The following is a 16,699-nucleotide window of genomic DNA, read 5'->3' on the forward strand; positions in this document are numbered from 1 at the left end:
CTGCTTTTTACTGGCCCAAAGCCTACTTCTGGCTGAGGTAGTCGGCGGCCAGGGTGGCGAGCGTTTTCACCCCTAGCGGAAAGGCGCTTTCATCCACTTTGAAGCCGGCGGTGTGGTGGTCGGCCACGGTGCCAGGGTCGGTGCCAGGCGTCATGCCGCCCAAAAAGATGAACAGGCCGGGTACCTTCTCCTGGTAGCAGGCAAAGTCTTCGGCGCCAGTTACGGCCTTGATTTCGACTACGTTGCTAGCCCCCGCGGTGCGCTGCATAGTGGGCAGCATGCGGGCCGTGAGGGCGGGGTCATTATAAGTCACGGGCACGTAGGGCTCGATGCCCACCTCGGCGGTGGCGCCGTTGGCGGCCGCAATGCCGTTGGCCGTGCGCTTGATGGCCGCCCAAATCTGCTCCTGCGTTTTGGGGCTGAACGCCCGAATGGTGCCGCTAATGGTAGCATCGGGCGGAATAATGTTGTAGCGCACGCCGGCCTGCACGGTGCCCACCGTCACCACGGCGGCGTCCTGGGTCAGGTCAACCTGGCGGCTCACGATGGTTTGCAGCGCCGTGATAATCTCGGCGGCCGTCACCACCGGGTCTACGCTGCTCCAGGGCTTGGCCCCGTGGCTGCCCTTGCCAATCACCTTCACCGTGAAGCGGTCGGAGCTGGCCATTTCGCCCCGGGGGCGGTATTGCAGCTGCCCCACCGGGGCCGTGGCCCAAATGTGCAGCCCGAAAATGGCATCCACCTTAGGGTTTTCGAGCACGCCTTCCTGCACCATCAGCTTGGCGCCGCCCACGGTGCCGGGCAGCGAGCCCTCTTCGGCCGGCTGAAAGATGAACTTGACGGTGCCGGGCAGGTCCTTCTTCACCTGGCTCAGCACTTCGGCGGCCCCTAGCAGCATGGCCACGTGGGTGTCGTGGCCACAGGCGTGCATCACGCCCACGGGCTGGCCCAGGTAAGTGGTTTTCACGGTGCTGGCGAAGGCTAGCCCGGTAGTTTCGGTGATGGGCAGGCCGTCCATGTCGGCGCGCAGGGCCACCACGCGGCCGGGCTTGCCGCCGCGCAAAATGCCCACCACGCCGGTGCGACCCACGCCGGTGTGCACCTCCAGGCCCAGGCTTTTGAGCTGCGCGGCAATGAGTTGGGCAGTGCGGGTTTCTTCGTTGCCAAGCTCGGGGTGCTCGTGCAGGTCGCGGCGCCAGGCCACCACTTTGGCCTGCTCGGCGGCGGCCAGGGTGGTGATGCGGGCCGTGAGAGCCGCGTTTTGGGCGTGGGCGGCGGAGGTAGTCAGGCCCAGGCCCAGCGCGGCTAGTAAAAGCGGAGTAGCATGTTTCATGGCTGCCAAGGTACTATCCCGCTAGCCCAGTAAGTGCCCGCGCCGGGCTGCAGCCGGGAACGGGCCCGGCGCCTGTGTGTGTTAAGGCCAGGTTATCGAGTATCGAGTAGTTGGGCTTAATTTTGCAGGATTAGCGAAGCTCGGTTTTTTTCTGACGGACTCCATGCGTGTGCTGCCTTCTTCCCTGACATCCCCCTTGCCCACCACCGAAGAGGCGGCCGGCGCCTCCGACGCCTGGGCGCCGGCGCTGGCCCGGCCCGCGTTTCGGCTGAGCTGGGCGCTGCTGGTCGTGCTGCTGTTTGGGGGGCTGGTGCCGCTGGTGCCGGGCTTTTTTGTGTGGGTGCAGGCCCGCGAGGGCGCCGTGCTGGCCGACCCGCTGCTGCACCTGCTGCCGCGCCACGATGTGGCCACGCCCGTGTTTGTGCTCATGTATGGGGGCGTGCTGGCGGCGGTGGGCTGGCTCACGCGGCACCCGTACCTGTTTTTGCGCGGGCTGTGGGCCTATTTTCTGCTGCTGGTGCTGCGCCTGGGCACCATCTGGCTCTGGCCCCTCAATCCGCCGCTCGACCTGATAGCCATGCCCGACCCGTTTACGGCGTTTTTCTTTCATACCGCCGCTAGCGACGCCATTACCAAGGACTTGTTTTTTTCGGGGCACACGGCCACGGTGGCTATCCTGGCGCTGGCCGTGCGGGGCCGGATACTGCGGCCCGCGCTAGCCCTGGTGGCGGTGCTCATTGGGGTGCTGGTGCTGGTGCAGCGCGTGCACTACAGCTACGATGTGCTGGCGGCGCCGCTATTTGCCTGGTTTGCCTACTGGGTGGCGGGCCTCATTACGCGGCCGGCTATTGAAGGCACGGCCGCCGCTTTTACCCGCAGTACGGCTCAGCTCCATTAGCGCTGTCAATCCTACCCTTACGCAACAGGCTGCTTTCACCTGGTGAAAGCAGCCTGTTGCTATAATAAGCTGTCATCTCAAAAGGAGGGCTAATGCTAGGCCGGGGCGGGCAAAGCCTCTTCGGGCGCTACGGTGGTTTTGGCGGGAGCAGCGGCCAGGGCCTTTTGCAGCCACTGGCCGCGCAGGTACCAGGCGCCGGCCAGCAGGGCCGAGAGCACGTTGGCAATCACAAACGACCACCACAGCCCGTGGAAGCCCAGCGCCGTATGCCGCGACAGGTACCAGGCCACCGGAAACTGGAAGCCCCACACGCCGATAATAGTGAGTATCATGGCGCCCAGCGTGTTGCCGGCCCCGCGCAGCGCCCCCGAAATGCACTGCTGCACCCCCGTGAAGCACAGGCTGAACACGGCAATGCGCACAAACTCTACCGCGTCGCGCGTCACGGCCTCGTCGCCCTTCAAAAAGAAGCGCACCAGCGGCTCGGCGGCCAGCCAGCCGGCCAGCCCCACCAGCAGCAGCCCAATAAAGCTGATGGCGATGGCGTAGTTGGCGGTGCGCCTAGCGCGGGGCAGGTTGCGGGCCCCAATGTTCTGGGCCACCAGTGTGGAGCAGGCCAGCGAAATGCCCAGCGCCGGAATAATGCCCAGCGCCAGAATGCGCGACCCAATGCCGTAGGTAGCCAGAATGGTGGTGCCGAAGGCCGTGGCTAGCCCCGTCATCATCGACAGGCCCAGGGCACGGGCCGAGAGGTCGACCGACGAGGGCAGGCCCAGCTTTACCGAGCGGCCCATGAGCGGAAAATCGGGCCGGAAGCCTTTGAAGCTGAGCTGAATGCCCGACTTGCCGCGCAGCAAAACAACAATGCCGATAACCACGCTGATAACCTGCGTGATGAGCGTGGCAATGGCCGCGCCGGCCACGCCGTAGGCCGGTATCGGCCCCCAGCCGTCGATAAAGAGCGGGTCGAGCCCGAAGTTGAGCGCTAGGGTGCCAATGTTGATGTAGAGCGGAATGCGCACCTCGCCCACGCCCCGCATCAGGGCCTGAAACATGAGGAAGCCGAAGTTGAATACCAGCCCCAGCATCAGCACGCGCTGAAAGGAATTGGCCAGGTCGAAGATGTCGTTGCCCACCCCAAACAGGTGTAGAATAAACGGCGAGGCCGCGTAGGCTACCACCGTGAGCACCAGGGCCAGCCCGGTTTCGAGCACCAGCGACTGCGCGGCAATGTGGTTGACCATATTCAGGTTGCGGGCCCCGAAGTTTTGGGCCACCAGCACCGAGCCGGCCACCGAAAAGCCCGAGCCCAACGCCACCAGCAAAAAGTTGATGGGAAAGCACACCGCCACGGCGGCCACGGCATTGGCCCCCAGCCGGCCCACCCAGTACGCATCGACGAGCTGATAGCCCGTCTGCAGCAAATTGCCAAACACGATGGGCAGCGCCAGCGTGAGCAAGGCTTTCAGAATGGAGCCCTCGGTGAGGCTGGGGCGGGCGGCAGTAGTAGGCGACATAGAGAGCTACATACGCACCCGGCGGCGGCGGGGCTGACGGGCACTGCCTAAGGAGGCCTGCGGGGTTTGATGGCTAACTGGCAGGCCCTGAACAGAGCGGCCGGCTAGCACGGCTGAGCTTAGAATAAATTAGTATAAAATACTGGCATTCAGCCTCGCAATGGTAACGCCAGGGGGCGGGCCTCGCGTATAGCCGAGAGTTACTCCACTCTATTTTGTTTTTTTCCATGGCTGAGCAAGTTGCAGTTACCCAAGACATTATCAAGCTCCTTGAGAAAATCAAGGACGTGAAGTACACCACCCTCACTACCCTCGACGCGCACGGCCGCCTGCACGGCCGCCCCATGTACACCTGCGCGCCCGGCAACGAGGGCGCGCTGTGGTTTTTCTCGGAAAAAGACGCTCAGAAAATCACGGAAATCCAGGCTAATGAGCAGGTCGGCCTCGGCTACTCCGACATCGACAACGCGGTGTACGTGACCATTGCCGGTACCGGCACCGTGGTCGATGACCGAGCCAAAATAAAGGAGCTGTGGCGCGAAGATTTCCGGGGCTTCTTTCCCAAAGGCCCCGACGAGCCCAACCTGGCGCTCATTCGGGTAGATATTGAAAGCGGCGAATACTGGGACACGCCCGGCAACGTACTGGTTCGGGCCTTTGCCTACCTCAAAGCCCGCACAACCGGCGAAAAGCACCACCCCACCCCCGACGAGCAAGCTAAAGTGCAAGTAGATGTGCCGCAGTAGGTAGCTCCCTAAAAAAGCCGCCGCTCCAGAGTTGGAGCGGCGGCTTTTTTATGTTTGGCCGACCCTGGCGGCATTACACCTGCGCCATACCGCCGTCTACAAACAGCTCGGTGCCGGTTACGTAGCTGCTGTCATCCGAAGCCAGGAAAACTACGGCCTTAGCGATTTCGTCGGCGTCGCCGATGCGGCCCAGCGGTACGGTGCTCACCATCTGCGCTTTGAATTGCGCGCCTTGCTCAAGCGTGCCCACTACACCGTTGAGGCCGGGCGTCTCGATAGGGCCGGGGCTGATGGCGTTCACCCGAATTTTGCGGGCTTTGAGGTCGGTGGTCCAGGTGCGGGCCAGCGAGCGAATAGCTGCCTTGGTAGCACTGTAAATACTGTCGCCGCCGAAGCCTTTCGAGCCCACCACCGACGACATCACGACGATGGCCGCGCCATCGGGTAGCAGCGGCAGCGCCTTCTGCACCGTGAACACGATGCCCTTCACGTTGATGTCGAACTGCCGGTCGTAGTGGTCTTCCGTCACGGCGTCGATGGGCAAAAACTCGGCAATGCCCGCGTTGGCGAACAGCACATCGAGGCGGCCCTTTTGCTCCTTGATAGTGGCCACGGCCCGGTCAAGGTCGGCTAGGCTGCTCACATCGCCCTGAATACCGAACGCCTGGCTGCCCAGCGTTTGCACTGCCACATCTAATTCGGCTTGCCGCCGCCCGGTAATAAATACAAATGCGCCTTCGGCCACGAAGCGCTGGGCCGTGGCTAGGCCAATGCCGGCTGTGCCGCCTGTGATGAGGGCTACTTTACCGGCGAGTTTTTGCGAGGTTTCCATGTTCAAAACGGGTTGTTATGGGTTGGTTTCGGCAAGGAACTATCATTGGTTACTCCTGGTTACTAAAGCCAATCATTTTGCTCGACAAACTGGTTACCTTGCCGTAACTAACGGCCTTTTTACCATCCGCTATTGCCATGAGAGACGCCGCCTTCGAAACCTCGACCTGCTCGATGACCCGCACCATGGGCGTGCTTGGTGGCAAGTGGAAGCCCATTATTATCACCCACCTGGCGCAACGGCGGCGCTTTGGGCAGCTCGCCCAGCGCCTGCCGCTCATCTCGCGCAAGGTGCTCACCGAGCAGCTCAAGGAGCTGGAAGAAGATGGCATTGTGCAGCGCGAGGCCTTTGCCGAGCTGCCGCCGCGCGTCGAGTACTCGCTCACGGCGCGCGGGGCGCTGCTGTTGCCCATTCTCGACCAGTTATGTAGCTGGCACAGCGCCGGCGATGCGTCGGGGGCTACCGGGTGCCCGGCCGGGTTATAACCCCGACTGCCCAAACGGGGTACACCCTAGCCACACCAGTCCGGCCCGCGCCGGGGTTCCCCTTCATGACTAAGCACACCTATGATATGGGCGTGGTCGGCAACTGCGCCTTCCTGGCCCTCATTGGCACCGATACGGCCGTGCGCTGGCTTTGCTGGCCGCGCTTCGACAGCAGCTTCGTATTTGGCCCCCTGCTCGATGAGCAGAAAGGCGGCGAGTACAGCGTGCGCCCTGCCGGGCCCGACTTCAGCTCGCACCAGTACTACGTGCAGAATACCAACGTATTGTGCACCGAGATTACGGCTGCCGATGGCAGCTACCGCGTCACCGACTTTGCCCCGCGCTTTCTGCAATATGAGCGCTACTACAAGCCGCTCATGTTCATTCGCAAGATTGAGCCCCTGGCCGGCACGCCCCGCGTGCGGGTGGCCTGCCGCCCGGTAGCCGAGTACGGCGAGCGCGAGCTGACGCGCCGCCGCAGCTCCAACCACATCGCGTTTCTGGGCATGGAGGAGGAGATTCGCCTCACCACCAACATCCCGCTCACCTACGTGCTCGATGAGGAAGACTTCGTGCTGAACGAAACCAAGTACCTCGTGCTCACCTACGGCGCGCCGCTGGAGGCCGCCCTCGAAAGCACTGCCGAGCGCTTTCTCACCAACACGCTGGCCTACTGGCGCGGCTGGGTGAAGAGCACCAGCATCAGCAATTTCCACCAGTCGATGGTCATTCGCTCGGCGCTAGCCCTCAAAATTCACCAGTACGAGGACACGGGCGCCATTATCGCGGCCAGCACTACCAGCCTGCCCGAGGCGCCCGGCAGCACCCGCAACTGGGACTACCGCTTCTGCTGGATGCGCGACACGTTTTACATCCTCACGGCCTTCAACAACATCGGCCACTCCGAGGAGCTGGAGCGCTATTTCCACTTCATCGCCAACATTACGGGCAAGGTGCAGGACAAGTACCAGCCGCTCTACGGCATTGGCGGCCAGAGCAGGCTCGTGGAGCAGGAGCTGCCCCTGGCCGGCTACCTCGGCAACCAGCCGGTGCGCATTGGCAACGACGCCTACACCCACATCCAGAACGACGTATACGGCCAGGTGCTCGTGGCCCTGCTGCCGCTCTACGTCGATTGCCGCTTTCAGGACCCCGGCCGGCCCACGCCCATTGCCCTAGTAGAGGAGGCCCTGCGCCTCATCGAAACCACCATGGACCAGCCCGATGCCGGCCTTTGGGAGTTTCGGCACATTGCCCAAAAGCACTGCTACACCTACCTCTTTCACTGGGCCGGCAGCCACGCCGCCGTGCAGGTGGCGCGCTCGCTGGGCAATAAGGAGCTGGAAGCCAAGGCAAGCCGCCTGCTCCAAGTATCGCAAGAGCATATTGAAGCCTGCTTTAATGCCGAGCGCGGGGTGTACACCAATGCCATCGGCTCGGATAATCTTGACGCGAGCACCATTCAGCTCATCACCATGGGCTACCTCGACCCCAGCTCGGAGCGCACCAGGCACCATTTAGTCGAGCTGGAAAAAGAGCTGAAAACGCCCGAGGGCCTCTTTTACCGCTACCGCCACCCCGACGATTTCGGCACGCCCGAAACCACGTTCCTCATCTGCTCCTTCTGGTACGTGGAGGCCCTGGCCTGCGTGGGCCGCCTCGACGAGGCCATTGCCGAGTTCGAGCAGCTCACCACCTACACCAACCACCTGGGCCTGCTGAGCGAAGACGTAGATGCCAAAACCGGCTCGCAGTGGGGCAACTTCCCGCAGGCCTACAGCCACGTGGGGCTAGTGAACGCCGCCTACCGCATCGCCAAAAAGCTGGATAAGCCGCAGTTCGTGAGCTAATAAAAAGCACAGCGAACCTCAGCGCCTCCTCTGCGCTGAGGTTCGCTGTGCTTTTTAGTTTAATAGCCGGCGCAGCAGCTGCCGCACCTCGGTAGGCGAGGCCAGGTTGAAGCGGGCCAGCGAGCGGCTGCCAGTACCCACTTTCACGGTGTAGGCCTCGGGCGGCAGGGCCCGAAAGGTGTCTTCATCGGTACGGTCGTCGCCGAGGGCCAGGATAAAATCGGCCAGAAAACGGGCTAGCCAGCGCGAGGTCGCCGAACCCTTATTGATGCCCGAGTGCTTGATTTCGAGCACCTTATTGCCCTCCATTACTTGCAGCTCGGTGTTGGCCGTCATAAAGGCCAGGTGCGTGAGCAGCTCGCGCGCGCGCACCTCGCCCAGGTCGGCATCGGCGCGGCGGTAGTGCCACACAAGCGAGTAGTCTTTCTCCTCGATAAATGAGCCGGCCGTGCGGGCCACGTATAGCTCCAGCACCGGGCGCAGCTCGCGCATCCAGTCGTTGCGCATAGCCTGGAAAAGCTCCCATTCCTCACCCGCCGCCCGCAGCCACACCCCGTGCTCGGTGATGAAATCGACGGGCAAATCGCCCAGCCACTTCTCCAGCGTGGCCCGGTCGCGCCCGCTGATGAGCACCACCCGCGTGTGGGGCAGGTCGGTGAGGGCCCGCAATAGCAGGCGCAGCTCCTGGTCGGGGGCGGCGCGCTGCGGGTTGGGGTGGAAGCCCACCAGCGTGCCATCGTAGTCGAGCAGAATAAGCCGCTCGCTAGCCGCTTGAAAATCATGCAGCAGCTGCTGGGTAGCCGGTCCATCCAGCATTTCGGTGGCTAGCGTGTGCTGCTTCATCTTGGTGTAGGCCAGCTGGTTCATAAACAGCTTGGTCCAGGAAAAGACGTTGTAACGCTTTACCAAGGCCTGCATGGCTGTCATGCGAAGTATTTGGTCTTCCTCGGGCATCACCAGGGCTTCGTGCATGGCTTCCACCAGCTGCCCCACATCGGTGGGGTTGATGATGAGCGCATCGGACAGCTCGCGGGCCGCACCGGCGCGCTCGCTCAGGATGAGCACCCCGCGCTGGTCGAGGCGGCTAGCCACGTACTCTTTGGCCACGAGGTTCATACCGTCGCGCATGGGCGTCACGAGGGCCACCTCGGCCAGCTTGTACAGGGCGGCCAGCTCTTCCAGCGGCAGCGAGCGGTAGAAATACAGAATCGGGTTCCAGCTGATGGTTCGGTACTGCGCGTTGATGCGGCCCACCAATTCGTCTATTTCCACTTTTAAGTCAGCGTACTGCGCCACTTGGTCGCGCGAGGGCACTACCAGCATAATCAGGCTTACCTGCCCGCGCCATTCGGGGTAGCGCTGCAACAGCAGGTCGAAGGCCCGCAGCCGCTGAGCAATGCCTTTGGTATAGTCGAGCCGGTCGATGCTCAGAATGACGCGCGTGTCGCGTAGCGCCTCGCGGTATTCCTCGGCGTGCTGTTGTGCCGCCTCCGAGGCGGCAGCCTCGGCATAGCGCTCGTAGTCGATGCCCATCGGGAAGGCATCGACGCGCACCGAGCGGCTAGGCGTCTCAATCTGCCCGTTCTGAGCCGGGTAGCCCAGCAGGTGCGTTACGGCGCTGAGGAAGTGCCGCATGTAGCCGAAGGTGTGAAAGCCAATGAGGTCGGCGCCCAGCATGCCGCGCAGCAACTCGGTGCGCCAGGGCAGCACCCGTATCAGCTCCTGCGAGGGAAACGGGATGTGCAGGAAGAAGCCAATGCTGGCTTCGGGCCGCGCCTTGCGCAGCATTTCGGGCAGCAGCAGCAGCTGGTAGTCGTGCACCCAGATGGTGTCCTCGGGCCCGGCGTGGGCTAGCACGGCTTCGCAAAATTTCTCGTTTACCGTCACATACGCCTCCCAGTGGGCTTGCTCGTACACCGCAAACTCGCTGAAATAGTGGAAGGTAGGCCATAGCGTAGAGTTGCTGAACCCTTCGTAGAAGTCACGAATTTCGGCTTCCGTCAGAAATACCGGGGCCATGTTATCCGCCCGCAGCTCTTCGCGGATATAGTCTTCCTCGGCTTCATCCTGCACAAAAAGCCCCGGCCAGCCTATCCACAGGTTATCGCCCTGGCGGTAGATGGAGCCGAGGCCGGTAGCTAACCCGCCTTCGCTGGGCTGAAACGTGAGGCCCTCCTCCTGGCGCAGGACTTTGGTGGGGAGGCGGTTGGAGACGATTAGGGTGCGGGGCATAGGCCAAACCGGATGGTGAACCCTAAGAATACGCAGAATTTCACTAAAAAGTCACCTTTCGGCCGTCAGCAACCCATCAAAGCCGGGCCGTTAGTCGAAAATAATCGTCTTGTTGCCGTGCACGAATACCTGTTCATCGAGCACCAGCTTGAGGGCGCGGGCCAGCACTATTTTTTCGCCGTCGCGGCCGGCCTGCGCCATCTCGCGGGCACTCTGGGTGTGGTCAATCGGGATGACGCTCTGCGCGATAATCGGCCCCTGGTCGAGCTGCTCGTTCACGAAGTGCGCCGTGGCCCCAATAATTTTTACGCCCCGGGCATAGGCCTGAGCGTAGGGGCTAGCCCCCACAAACGCCGGCAAAAACGAGTGGTGAATATTGATGAGCCGGTTGGCATAGGGCGCCACAAACTCGGGCGATAAGATGCGCATGTACTTGGCCAGCACCACAAAGTCGGGCGCGTAGGCGGCTAGCTGCGCCAGTATCTCGGCCTCGTGCTGGGCGCGGCTGCGGCCCTCGTGCGGCAGGTAGTGAAAGGGCAGGTCGAACTTGCGCGTAAGCTCGCCCAGCACCTCGTGGTTGCTGATAACGGCCAGGATATTGGCATTCAGCTCGCCAAAGGCGTGGCGCACCAGCAGCTCGCTCAGGCAGTGGTGCTCCTTGGTGGCCAGCAGCACCAGGTTTTTGCGGCGGTTGTCGGTAAGGCGCACCTCGGCCGCCGCAGGCAGCACCGTTCGCAGCTGGGCTAGCAGCGCGTCGGCGTCAAACTCGCCGGCAAACTCGGTGCGCATGAAAAACACGTCGCCGTCGCGCTCCACAAACTCCCCGTTGCGCACAATGTTGAGGCCCAGCCCAAAAAGCACGCCCGTAATCTTAAACACCAGCCCGCGCTCATCGGGGCACTTTATCAGCAGCAGATGCGCCATTGCGGTAGCAGTTCGTTTTTCTGGCGGCCAGCCCAACGCCTGCCGCCGCCCGCAAACTACTACCAAGCCTTGCTTACCCGGTGCTGCGGGCGGTGGGCCTAGCGCTGCACCTCGTACTTACGCTTGATAAAATCGAGCATTTCGCGCACGTGCTCGTCGGTCTTATTGGCCTCAATTTTCCAGAGCGCCTCAATGAGCAGCAGCAGTAGGCGCGTCTCTTTATCGGGCTCGGGGTAGCCTAGCTGCTCGAAGGCCACTTGCAGGCGCGCCGGCACCGGGCGCATAAAGCGCTCGTGCTGCTGCTGCGCCATCTCGTGGTCGGCCAGCCGGTATTGCAGCTTCCAGAAGTGCGGCTCTTCCAGCACCAGCTTATACGGCAGGTCGATGACGCTGTGGATGAAAATAAGCGGGTCCGTCTCGGTCAGGCCGCCCCGGTTGTGCTCGATAATGCGCTGATAGCCGCTCTTGATAATAAAGTCGAGCAGCTGGTCTTTCGAGCCGAAGTGCTTGAAAATAAGGGCCTCCGAAACACCGGCGGCCTTGGCAATCTGTTGGGTAGAGGTGTTCTCAAACCCTTTGTCCCCAAACAGTTGCAGCGCCACATTGGCAATGTGTTGGCGGCGGGTAATCATAAAAGAAGCGGGGTGGGTAGGGCAGAAGCCAGCAGCGAACAACCACAGATGAGGTACAAAGTTCGGGCATAATCCCGGCAATGCGGCCTCGGGGAAGGGCTTTATTGTGGCGGGCCGCCGTTAGCTGCCTAGCTACCAAAAAGAAACCGGCCAATTTGGGGATACCAAATCGGCCGGTTGAAAAACTTTCAGATTCTGCCAGGCCGGGGCGGGGCAGATATTCTCAACCAGCTGGGGTGGGACGACGGCTGGGCAAACAGAGTGTGGGGCGGAACCAGGCGGGGTGGGACGACGACTGGTCGAAGAGAGTATGTATTTCTCCGGCTGGGGTGGGACGACGGCCGGGTAACTTAAGAGTGGACAGCTACCGGGGTGGGAGTCGCTAGCTGTTGGTGGAACAATATTACGACAAAAAATTAAAACATGGTAAGTGTTAGCTCACTAAAAAGTGGTGAGTGTGCACTCACCAAGTAAAGTAGATTATAAGATACTGATTATCAGAAGAAAAAATATTCGTGTAAAATTCAGGCTTTTCAGGAATTTTTTTCAGGTTGCTGGAATTCGGCAATCTTTCGGCTCTTTTTGAGGTAAATGCGCTGGAAACGTTTGTGGAGAATTTGATACGAAATACTTGCCCAGTAGTTGGCAAGTAGTACGAAATCCAGCCAGATACCCAATAAGGCCCTTAGTCGCAAAGCGGTGGCCTGGCAGCTTAAAACGCGTTTTTTGTAAAGCAGCGCGCCATCAACACACCTGCCTGGCGTAGGCTACAGATACTTCTCGTAGATGCCGGCAGCTATTTTCTCCACAATCGGCTTGGGCACTACGCTGGTGAGGCCTGCCGATACTTTGTTGAGCACGCCAGGAATGAATTCGGCTTTGCCCGCAAACAGCGCTTTCAGGCCCGCCTCGGCTACCTGGCCGGCCGTCATGGACACCTTATTGGCCACAGCTTGCAGCTCGGTGCCCATGCCGGCGCGGTTGCCAAAATCGGTAGTGGTAGCGCCCGGGCTGAGGCAGGTAACGGATACCGTGCTGCCCTTTAGCTCATACCGCAGGCCCCGGCTGAAGCTGAGCAAAAACGCCTTGCTGGCGGCATACAGCGTGAGCGAAGGCACGGCCTGGTAGGCAGCGGTGCTGGCCACGTTGAGCACGTAGCCGCGCGCGGCGCGCCGCAGCAGCGGCAGCAAAGCATAAGTGAGCTGCACGGGCAGGTTGAGGTTGAGTTGCAGCATATTAAGCTGCTCTTCGAGGTTGAGCTGCTCGAAGCGGCCCCACAGGCCGTAGCCCGCATTGTTGACGAGCACGGCCAGGCCCTCGGGGGCGTGGTGGGCGGCCCAGGTGGCTACCGTGGCGGCGGCCTCGGGCTGGGTGAGGTCGAGGGCCAATACCTGGGCCGGGCGCTGGTGGCAGGTTTGGGCTTCCTGGGCCACGGCCGCCAGCTGGTCGGCCGAGCGGGCTACCAACAAGAGGTCGTAGCCCCGCTGGGCCAGGCCTAGGGCCAGCGCGCGGCCAATGCCGCGCGAGGCGCCGGTAATAAGGGCAATAGGCATAAGAAAAGGGCCGGCAGCAGCCACCCGAAAAGCATAAACGGGTTGTGAAGAAAGAAAAAGAGCCGGACTATTCAACCGAAGTGAACAGCCCGGCTCCCCTAAGCAAATAGTAGTAGAAGCGCGTACTTATTTGACCAAATGCAGGAAGCGCAGGTAAAATGGCGTGGGGCTTTCCTCGCTCTTGGGCTGGTACTTGCCCCCGATAATGGGCACGTACATGACGCGGCGGCGCGATTCGGGCCCGATGAGTGGCGACTGGGCCACGCGGTGCCACATGCGGCCATCGTGCACGGTGAGGTCGCCGGGCTCGGTTTCGATAGCTATCTCGTTGGGGTCGTAGTACACGTCTTTGTAGTACTTCTTGCGAAACAGCATCTTACCAAGGCCCTGGCGGTGGGTGCCGGGTATCACGCGCAGGCCGCCATTGGTGGCCTTGGTACCATCGAGGTGCAGGCCCACGTTGAGCATGGGCCGGATGCGCTTGCCGTAAAACACGTCGCGCAGCGAGTCGGTGTGCCAGCCCATCTGGCTGAACTCGGAGCCTTCCACGTTCACGTAGTGGTTGACTACGAGGCCATCGCGCTCGTTTTCGCCCACGCGGCCGCCCGGCGTTTCAAGCAGTGGAAACAGGGCCTCGAAGCGCTTGTCCTGCAGCAGCTCGTGCAGCACGGAGCTATGCTGCGAAGCAAACGCAAAGCGCTGCACGATGGGCGAGCCATCCACATCCTTGCCGTATTTGATGGGCACGCCGTTCACTTTATCTACCTGGTGGGCCAGCCAGTCGGCCTGCACATCCTGAGTCGCTTTCAAGTACGCCTGCACCTGCTCGGGCGAGGCAAAGGGCCGGAAGTGCAAAAAACCATATTTGGCAAAAAAAGCGCGCTGCTCGGCCGTCAGTTCCTGGCCGAGAGAGAAGCGCGGATAATCGGATAAAGATGCCATAGAGGGAAAAGCTGGCGGAAGTAATTTCCGGCCGCCCTGGGGTTCAAATGAAAGGGCAAAGATACGCTTGCGAGGGGTGCGAAAAGATGAATGTTACCCATTCATGACCTTGCTGCGCGGCCATTAACCGCCTTAGCCACCCCTAAGTTTGGCATACAGCGCAGGTTTCGACCCTTGTCGAGCATATTTATAGTAGTTTTTCGGCGCTGATAGTCCTAGTTGATAAAGCGTGGCCAGCCTCGGAAACTAGCTGCGGCAGCCGCGCTGACCCAACTTACGTTACTACCCGCCTAGCCCTTGCTGGGCACTTCTAACCTCCTCCACCCACCGCCCGATGGTATTCACCCCTAGCCCCATGCTGCTCAAGCTGCTCTACAACCGAGGCAGCCTCCATAACCTGCCCGATGGCAAGGGCGTGGCCTTCAGTATTAAGAACCGCCTCGATACCGTGCGCCTCACCGGCCTGCGGCAGGTGAAGCTAGGAGCCGTAGTAGTGCCCGCCACGCACGTGCAGCTCGACCTGGGTGGCGGCGAGCTGCGCGCCGGCACCAGCCTCGATGCCGAGGGCCAGGCCATTGAGCTGCCCGTGGGGCGCACCATTACGTTTTTGCTCGACACGCCCGCCCTGGCCGAGGGTATGCACCAGTTGCAGGCGCAGTTCAGCACCGATGCCTTTGGCGAGCTGAGCGTGGAGGTGGAAGACGCCATTGTGAGCCAGGACGGCCGGGTGCGCATTCCGCGCTCGGAGGAAGACGACTACGCCGAGGCCGCCATCCGGGCCCGGCAGCAGTTTGCCGAGCAGTTTACCCAGCAGGAATACAAGCACTTAAAAAACTATTCCTTCGACCCACACGCGCTGAAGGGCAACTGCGAGCACTTTGTGGGCGTGGCGCAGGTGCCGGTGGGGCTAGCCGGCCCGCTGCACGTGAACGGCGAGCACGCGCAGGGCGAGTTTCTCATCCCGATGGCTACCACCGAGGGTACGCTGGTGGCCAGCTACAACCGCGGCATGCAGGTGCTGAACCTGTGCGGCGGCGTGAAGTGCACCGTTATCGGCGATGCCATGCAGCGGGCGCCGGTGTTCGTGTTTGACGACGCGCGCGGGGCCCGTGACTTTGGCCGCTGGGTAACCGAAAGCCTGGAGCAGATTCGGCCCCAGGCCGAGAGCACCTCGCGGGTGGCTAAGCTGCAATACATTGATACTTACCTGAGTAACAAGTTTGCCTTTCTGCGCTTCAACTTCTCGACCGGCGACGCGGCCGGCCAGAACATGGTGGGCCGGGCCACCTTCGCGGCCTGCTCCTGGATACTGGAGCACTACCAGGGCGCGCCCATCCGGCACTTTTACCTCGAATCGAACTTCGCTACCGATAAGAAGGCCAGCCAGATAAACGTGATGCGCACCCGCGGCAAGCGCGTGGTGGCCGAGGCCGTGATAAAGCGCGACGTGCTGCAGCAGCGCATGCGCGTGACGCCCGAGCAGCTGGCCTACCATGGCCAGATTAGCAACGTGGGCGCCTTTCTGAGCGGCGCTAACAACAACGGTGCGCACTCGGCCAACGGCATCACGGCGCTCTTCATTGCCACCGGCCAGGACGTGGCCAACGTGAGCGAGTCGAGCGCCGGCGTTCTGTACTCGGAGGTGACGAAGGAGGGCGATTTGTACATCAACATCACCATTCCGTCGCTCATCGTGGCCACCTACGGCGGTGGCACCGGGCTAGCTACCCAAAACGAGTGCCTGCGTATGCTGGGCTGCGTGGGCCAAGGCACGGTGCACAAATTTGCCGAAATAGTGGCCGGCGTGGTGCTGGCCGGCGAACTGAGCCTGGGCGCCGCCATCAGCAGCAGCGACTGGGTGAGCAGCCACGAGCAGTACGGCCGCAACCGCTAGGGGCCAGGGGGTTGGCAGGCCGCGGGGTTGGTTATATTTGGCCCCCGTTTGCCACCTTCTTTCTGCATTTACGTGAAAATACTAGTACCCCTGCTGCTGGCCGTGGCGGTTTCGGCCACGGCCCGGGCCCAGGCCGGCCACCCCGGCGCCGACCCTGGCCGGGCACTCTACCGCGAGGCTAATACGCCCGCCGCCGCCCTGCGCACGCGGGCGGCCATGAGCCAGCACGAAAACGAGTTTCTGGATAAAGGCACCTACCAAACCGGCTACCTGCGCCCCCTCGATGGCCGCCGCATTCTGGTGCTGGGCCTGCGCTACCACGTGGGCCAGCGCGTGCTGCAGGTGCAGGATTCGATGCAGGTTGACAGCACCCGCTATTGGCCGCTGGCCGCCGTGCGCGGCTTCGACCTGGGTACCGAGGACGATGTGCCCCTGGCGGCTGGCCCGGGCGCCGCTGCCACGCCCGGCGTGCGCCGCTACCGCGCCCGCCTGGTGCAGGAAGGCAAGCAGGGCGCCCGCCGCGAGGCCGTGGAGGTGCTTACTTCCATCGACTCGGGCCCGCTGCTGCTGGCGTGGCTGCCCGTGGCCACTGAGCCAGCGGGCCTGAGCCAGGTGCTGGTGGCGGGCTCCGGCACCGCCAGCACCGAGCCGCTGCGCCCGCTAGACCTCACCGAAGCGGCCGTGCTGCGCCTCTGCGGCAGCCGCAGCGCCGAGGTGCGCACCTTCGCCAGCACGCGCCACCTGCGCTACGACCAGCCGGCGGAGGTGGCCAAAATGCTTGATTACTACAACCGCGTAGCAGTAGCCAAGTAGCTATTGATGTGAGTAGTAACTAGAATGCAGGCGTCAGGCTGAGCTTGC

General features: G+C 62.1%; 14 protein-coding genes. 6 read left to right on the forward strand and 8 right to left on the reverse strand.

Annotated features, from left to right (window positions below; translation table 11 throughout):
• Window positions 1-22: 22 nt before the first annotated feature.
• Window positions 23-1,333 (reverse strand): amidohydrolase, encoded by a 1,311-nt coding sequence (locus Q5H89_RS06340; protein WP_305018469.1) that lies wholly within the window; start codon window positions 1,331-1,333, stop codon window positions 23-25.
• Between the two features lie 196 nt (window positions 1,334-1,529).
• Here Q5H89_RS06340 and Q5H89_RS06345 point away from each other — a divergent pair, with 196 nt between their 5' ends.
• Window positions 1,530-2,231 (forward strand): phosphatase PAP2-related protein, encoded by a 702-nt coding sequence (locus Q5H89_RS06345; RefSeq protein ID WP_305018470.1) that lies wholly within the window; start codon window positions 1,530-1,532, stop codon window positions 2,229-2,231.
• A gap of 95 nt (window positions 2,232-2,326) precedes the next feature.
• On the opposite strand, the gene Q5H89_RS06350 is transcribed toward Q5H89_RS06345, so the two are convergent.
• Window positions 2,327-3,748 carry an MATE family efflux transporter gene (locus Q5H89_RS06350; protein WP_305018471.1) on the reverse strand — a complete coding sequence of 474 codons (1,422 nt, stop codon included), beginning with the start codon at window positions 3,746-3,748 and terminating at the stop codon, window positions 2,327-2,329.
• A 227-nt stretch (window positions 3,749-3,975) separates the two neighbouring features.
• Here Q5H89_RS06350 and Q5H89_RS06355 point away from each other — a divergent pair, with 227 nt between their 5' ends.
• On the forward strand, window positions 3,976-4,494 hold the full coding sequence (locus Q5H89_RS06355; protein WP_305018472.1) for a pyridoxamine 5'-phosphate oxidase family protein: 519 nt from the start codon (window positions 3,976-3,978) through the stop codon (window positions 4,492-4,494).
• Between the two features lie 73 nt (window positions 4,495-4,567).
• On the opposite strand, the gene Q5H89_RS06360 is transcribed toward Q5H89_RS06355, so the two are convergent.
• Window positions 4,568-5,326, reverse strand: coding sequence for a glucose 1-dehydrogenase (locus Q5H89_RS06360; RefSeq protein WP_305018473.1), 759 nt, complete (start codon window positions 5,324-5,326; stop codon window positions 4,568-4,570).
• 137 nt (window positions 5,327-5,463) lie between these two features.
• Here Q5H89_RS06360 and Q5H89_RS06365 point away from each other — a divergent pair, with 137 nt between their 5' ends.
• Window positions 5,464-5,811 (forward strand): winged helix-turn-helix transcriptional regulator, encoded by a 348-nt coding sequence (locus Q5H89_RS06365; RefSeq protein ID WP_305018474.1) that lies wholly within the window; start codon window positions 5,464-5,466, stop codon window positions 5,809-5,811.
• Between the two features lie 65 nt (window positions 5,812-5,876).
• Entirely contained in the window at window positions 5,877-7,661 is a 1,785-nt protein-coding gene (locus Q5H89_RS06370) for a glycoside hydrolase family 15 protein (RefSeq protein WP_305018475.1), read from the forward strand.
• Between the two features lie 54 nt (window positions 7,662-7,715).
• Here Q5H89_RS06370 and Q5H89_RS06375 read toward each other — a convergent pair whose 3' ends face one another.
• From Q5H89_RS06375 to Q5H89_RS06395, 5 genes are all read right to left on the reverse strand, one after another.
• Entirely contained in the window at window positions 7,716-9,893 is a 2,178-nt protein-coding gene (locus Q5H89_RS06375) for a bifunctional alpha,alpha-trehalose-phosphate synthase (UDP-forming)/trehalose-phosphatase (protein WP_305018476.1), read from the reverse strand.
• 90 nt (window positions 9,894-9,983) lie between these two features.
• Entirely contained in the window at window positions 9,984-10,817 is an 834-nt protein-coding gene (gene purU / locus Q5H89_RS06380; protein WP_305018477.1) for a formyltetrahydrofolate deformylase, read from the reverse strand.
• Window positions 10,818-10,915: 98 nt separating this feature from the next.
• The gene (locus Q5H89_RS06385) at window positions 10,916-11,449 is read right to left on the reverse strand and encodes a TetR/AcrR family transcriptional regulator (RefSeq protein WP_305018478.1); all 534 of its coding nucleotides are present in this window, start codon (window positions 11,447-11,449) and stop codon (window positions 10,916-10,918) included.
• A gap of 767 nt (window positions 11,450-12,216) precedes the next feature.
• A complete protein-coding gene (locus tag Q5H89_RS06390) occupies window positions 12,217-13,002 on the reverse strand; it encodes an SDR family NAD(P)-dependent oxidoreductase (RefSeq protein WP_305018479.1) in 786 nt (261 codons plus the stop codon).
• 126 nt (window positions 13,003-13,128) lie between these two features.
• Window positions 13,129-13,944, reverse strand: a complete 816-nt coding sequence (locus Q5H89_RS06395; protein WP_305018480.1) for a phytanoyl-CoA dioxygenase family protein — start codon at window positions 13,942-13,944, stop codon at window positions 13,129-13,131.
• A 334-nt stretch (window positions 13,945-14,278) separates the two neighbouring features.
• On the opposite strand from Q5H89_RS06395, the gene Q5H89_RS06400 reads away from it, so the two are divergent.
• Together Q5H89_RS06400 and Q5H89_RS06405 are read left to right on the forward strand one after the other, a co-directional pair.
• On the forward strand, window positions 14,279-15,838 hold the full coding sequence (locus tag Q5H89_RS06400) for a hydroxymethylglutaryl-CoA reductase (protein ID WP_305018481.1): 1,560 nt from the start codon (window positions 14,279-14,281) through the stop codon (window positions 15,836-15,838).
• 72 nt (window positions 15,839-15,910) lie between these two features.
• Window positions 15,911-16,651 carry a hypothetical protein gene (locus Q5H89_RS06405; protein WP_305018482.1) on the forward strand — a complete coding sequence of 247 codons (741 nt, stop codon included), beginning with the start codon at window positions 15,911-15,913 and terminating at the stop codon, window positions 16,649-16,651.
• Window positions 16,652-16,699: the final 48 nt, after the last annotated feature.

Source organism: Hymenobacter cheonanensis (genome assembly GCF_030581075.1).
Classification (GTDB): domain Bacteria; phylum Bacteroidota; class Bacteroidia; order Cytophagales; family Hymenobacteraceae; genus Hymenobacter.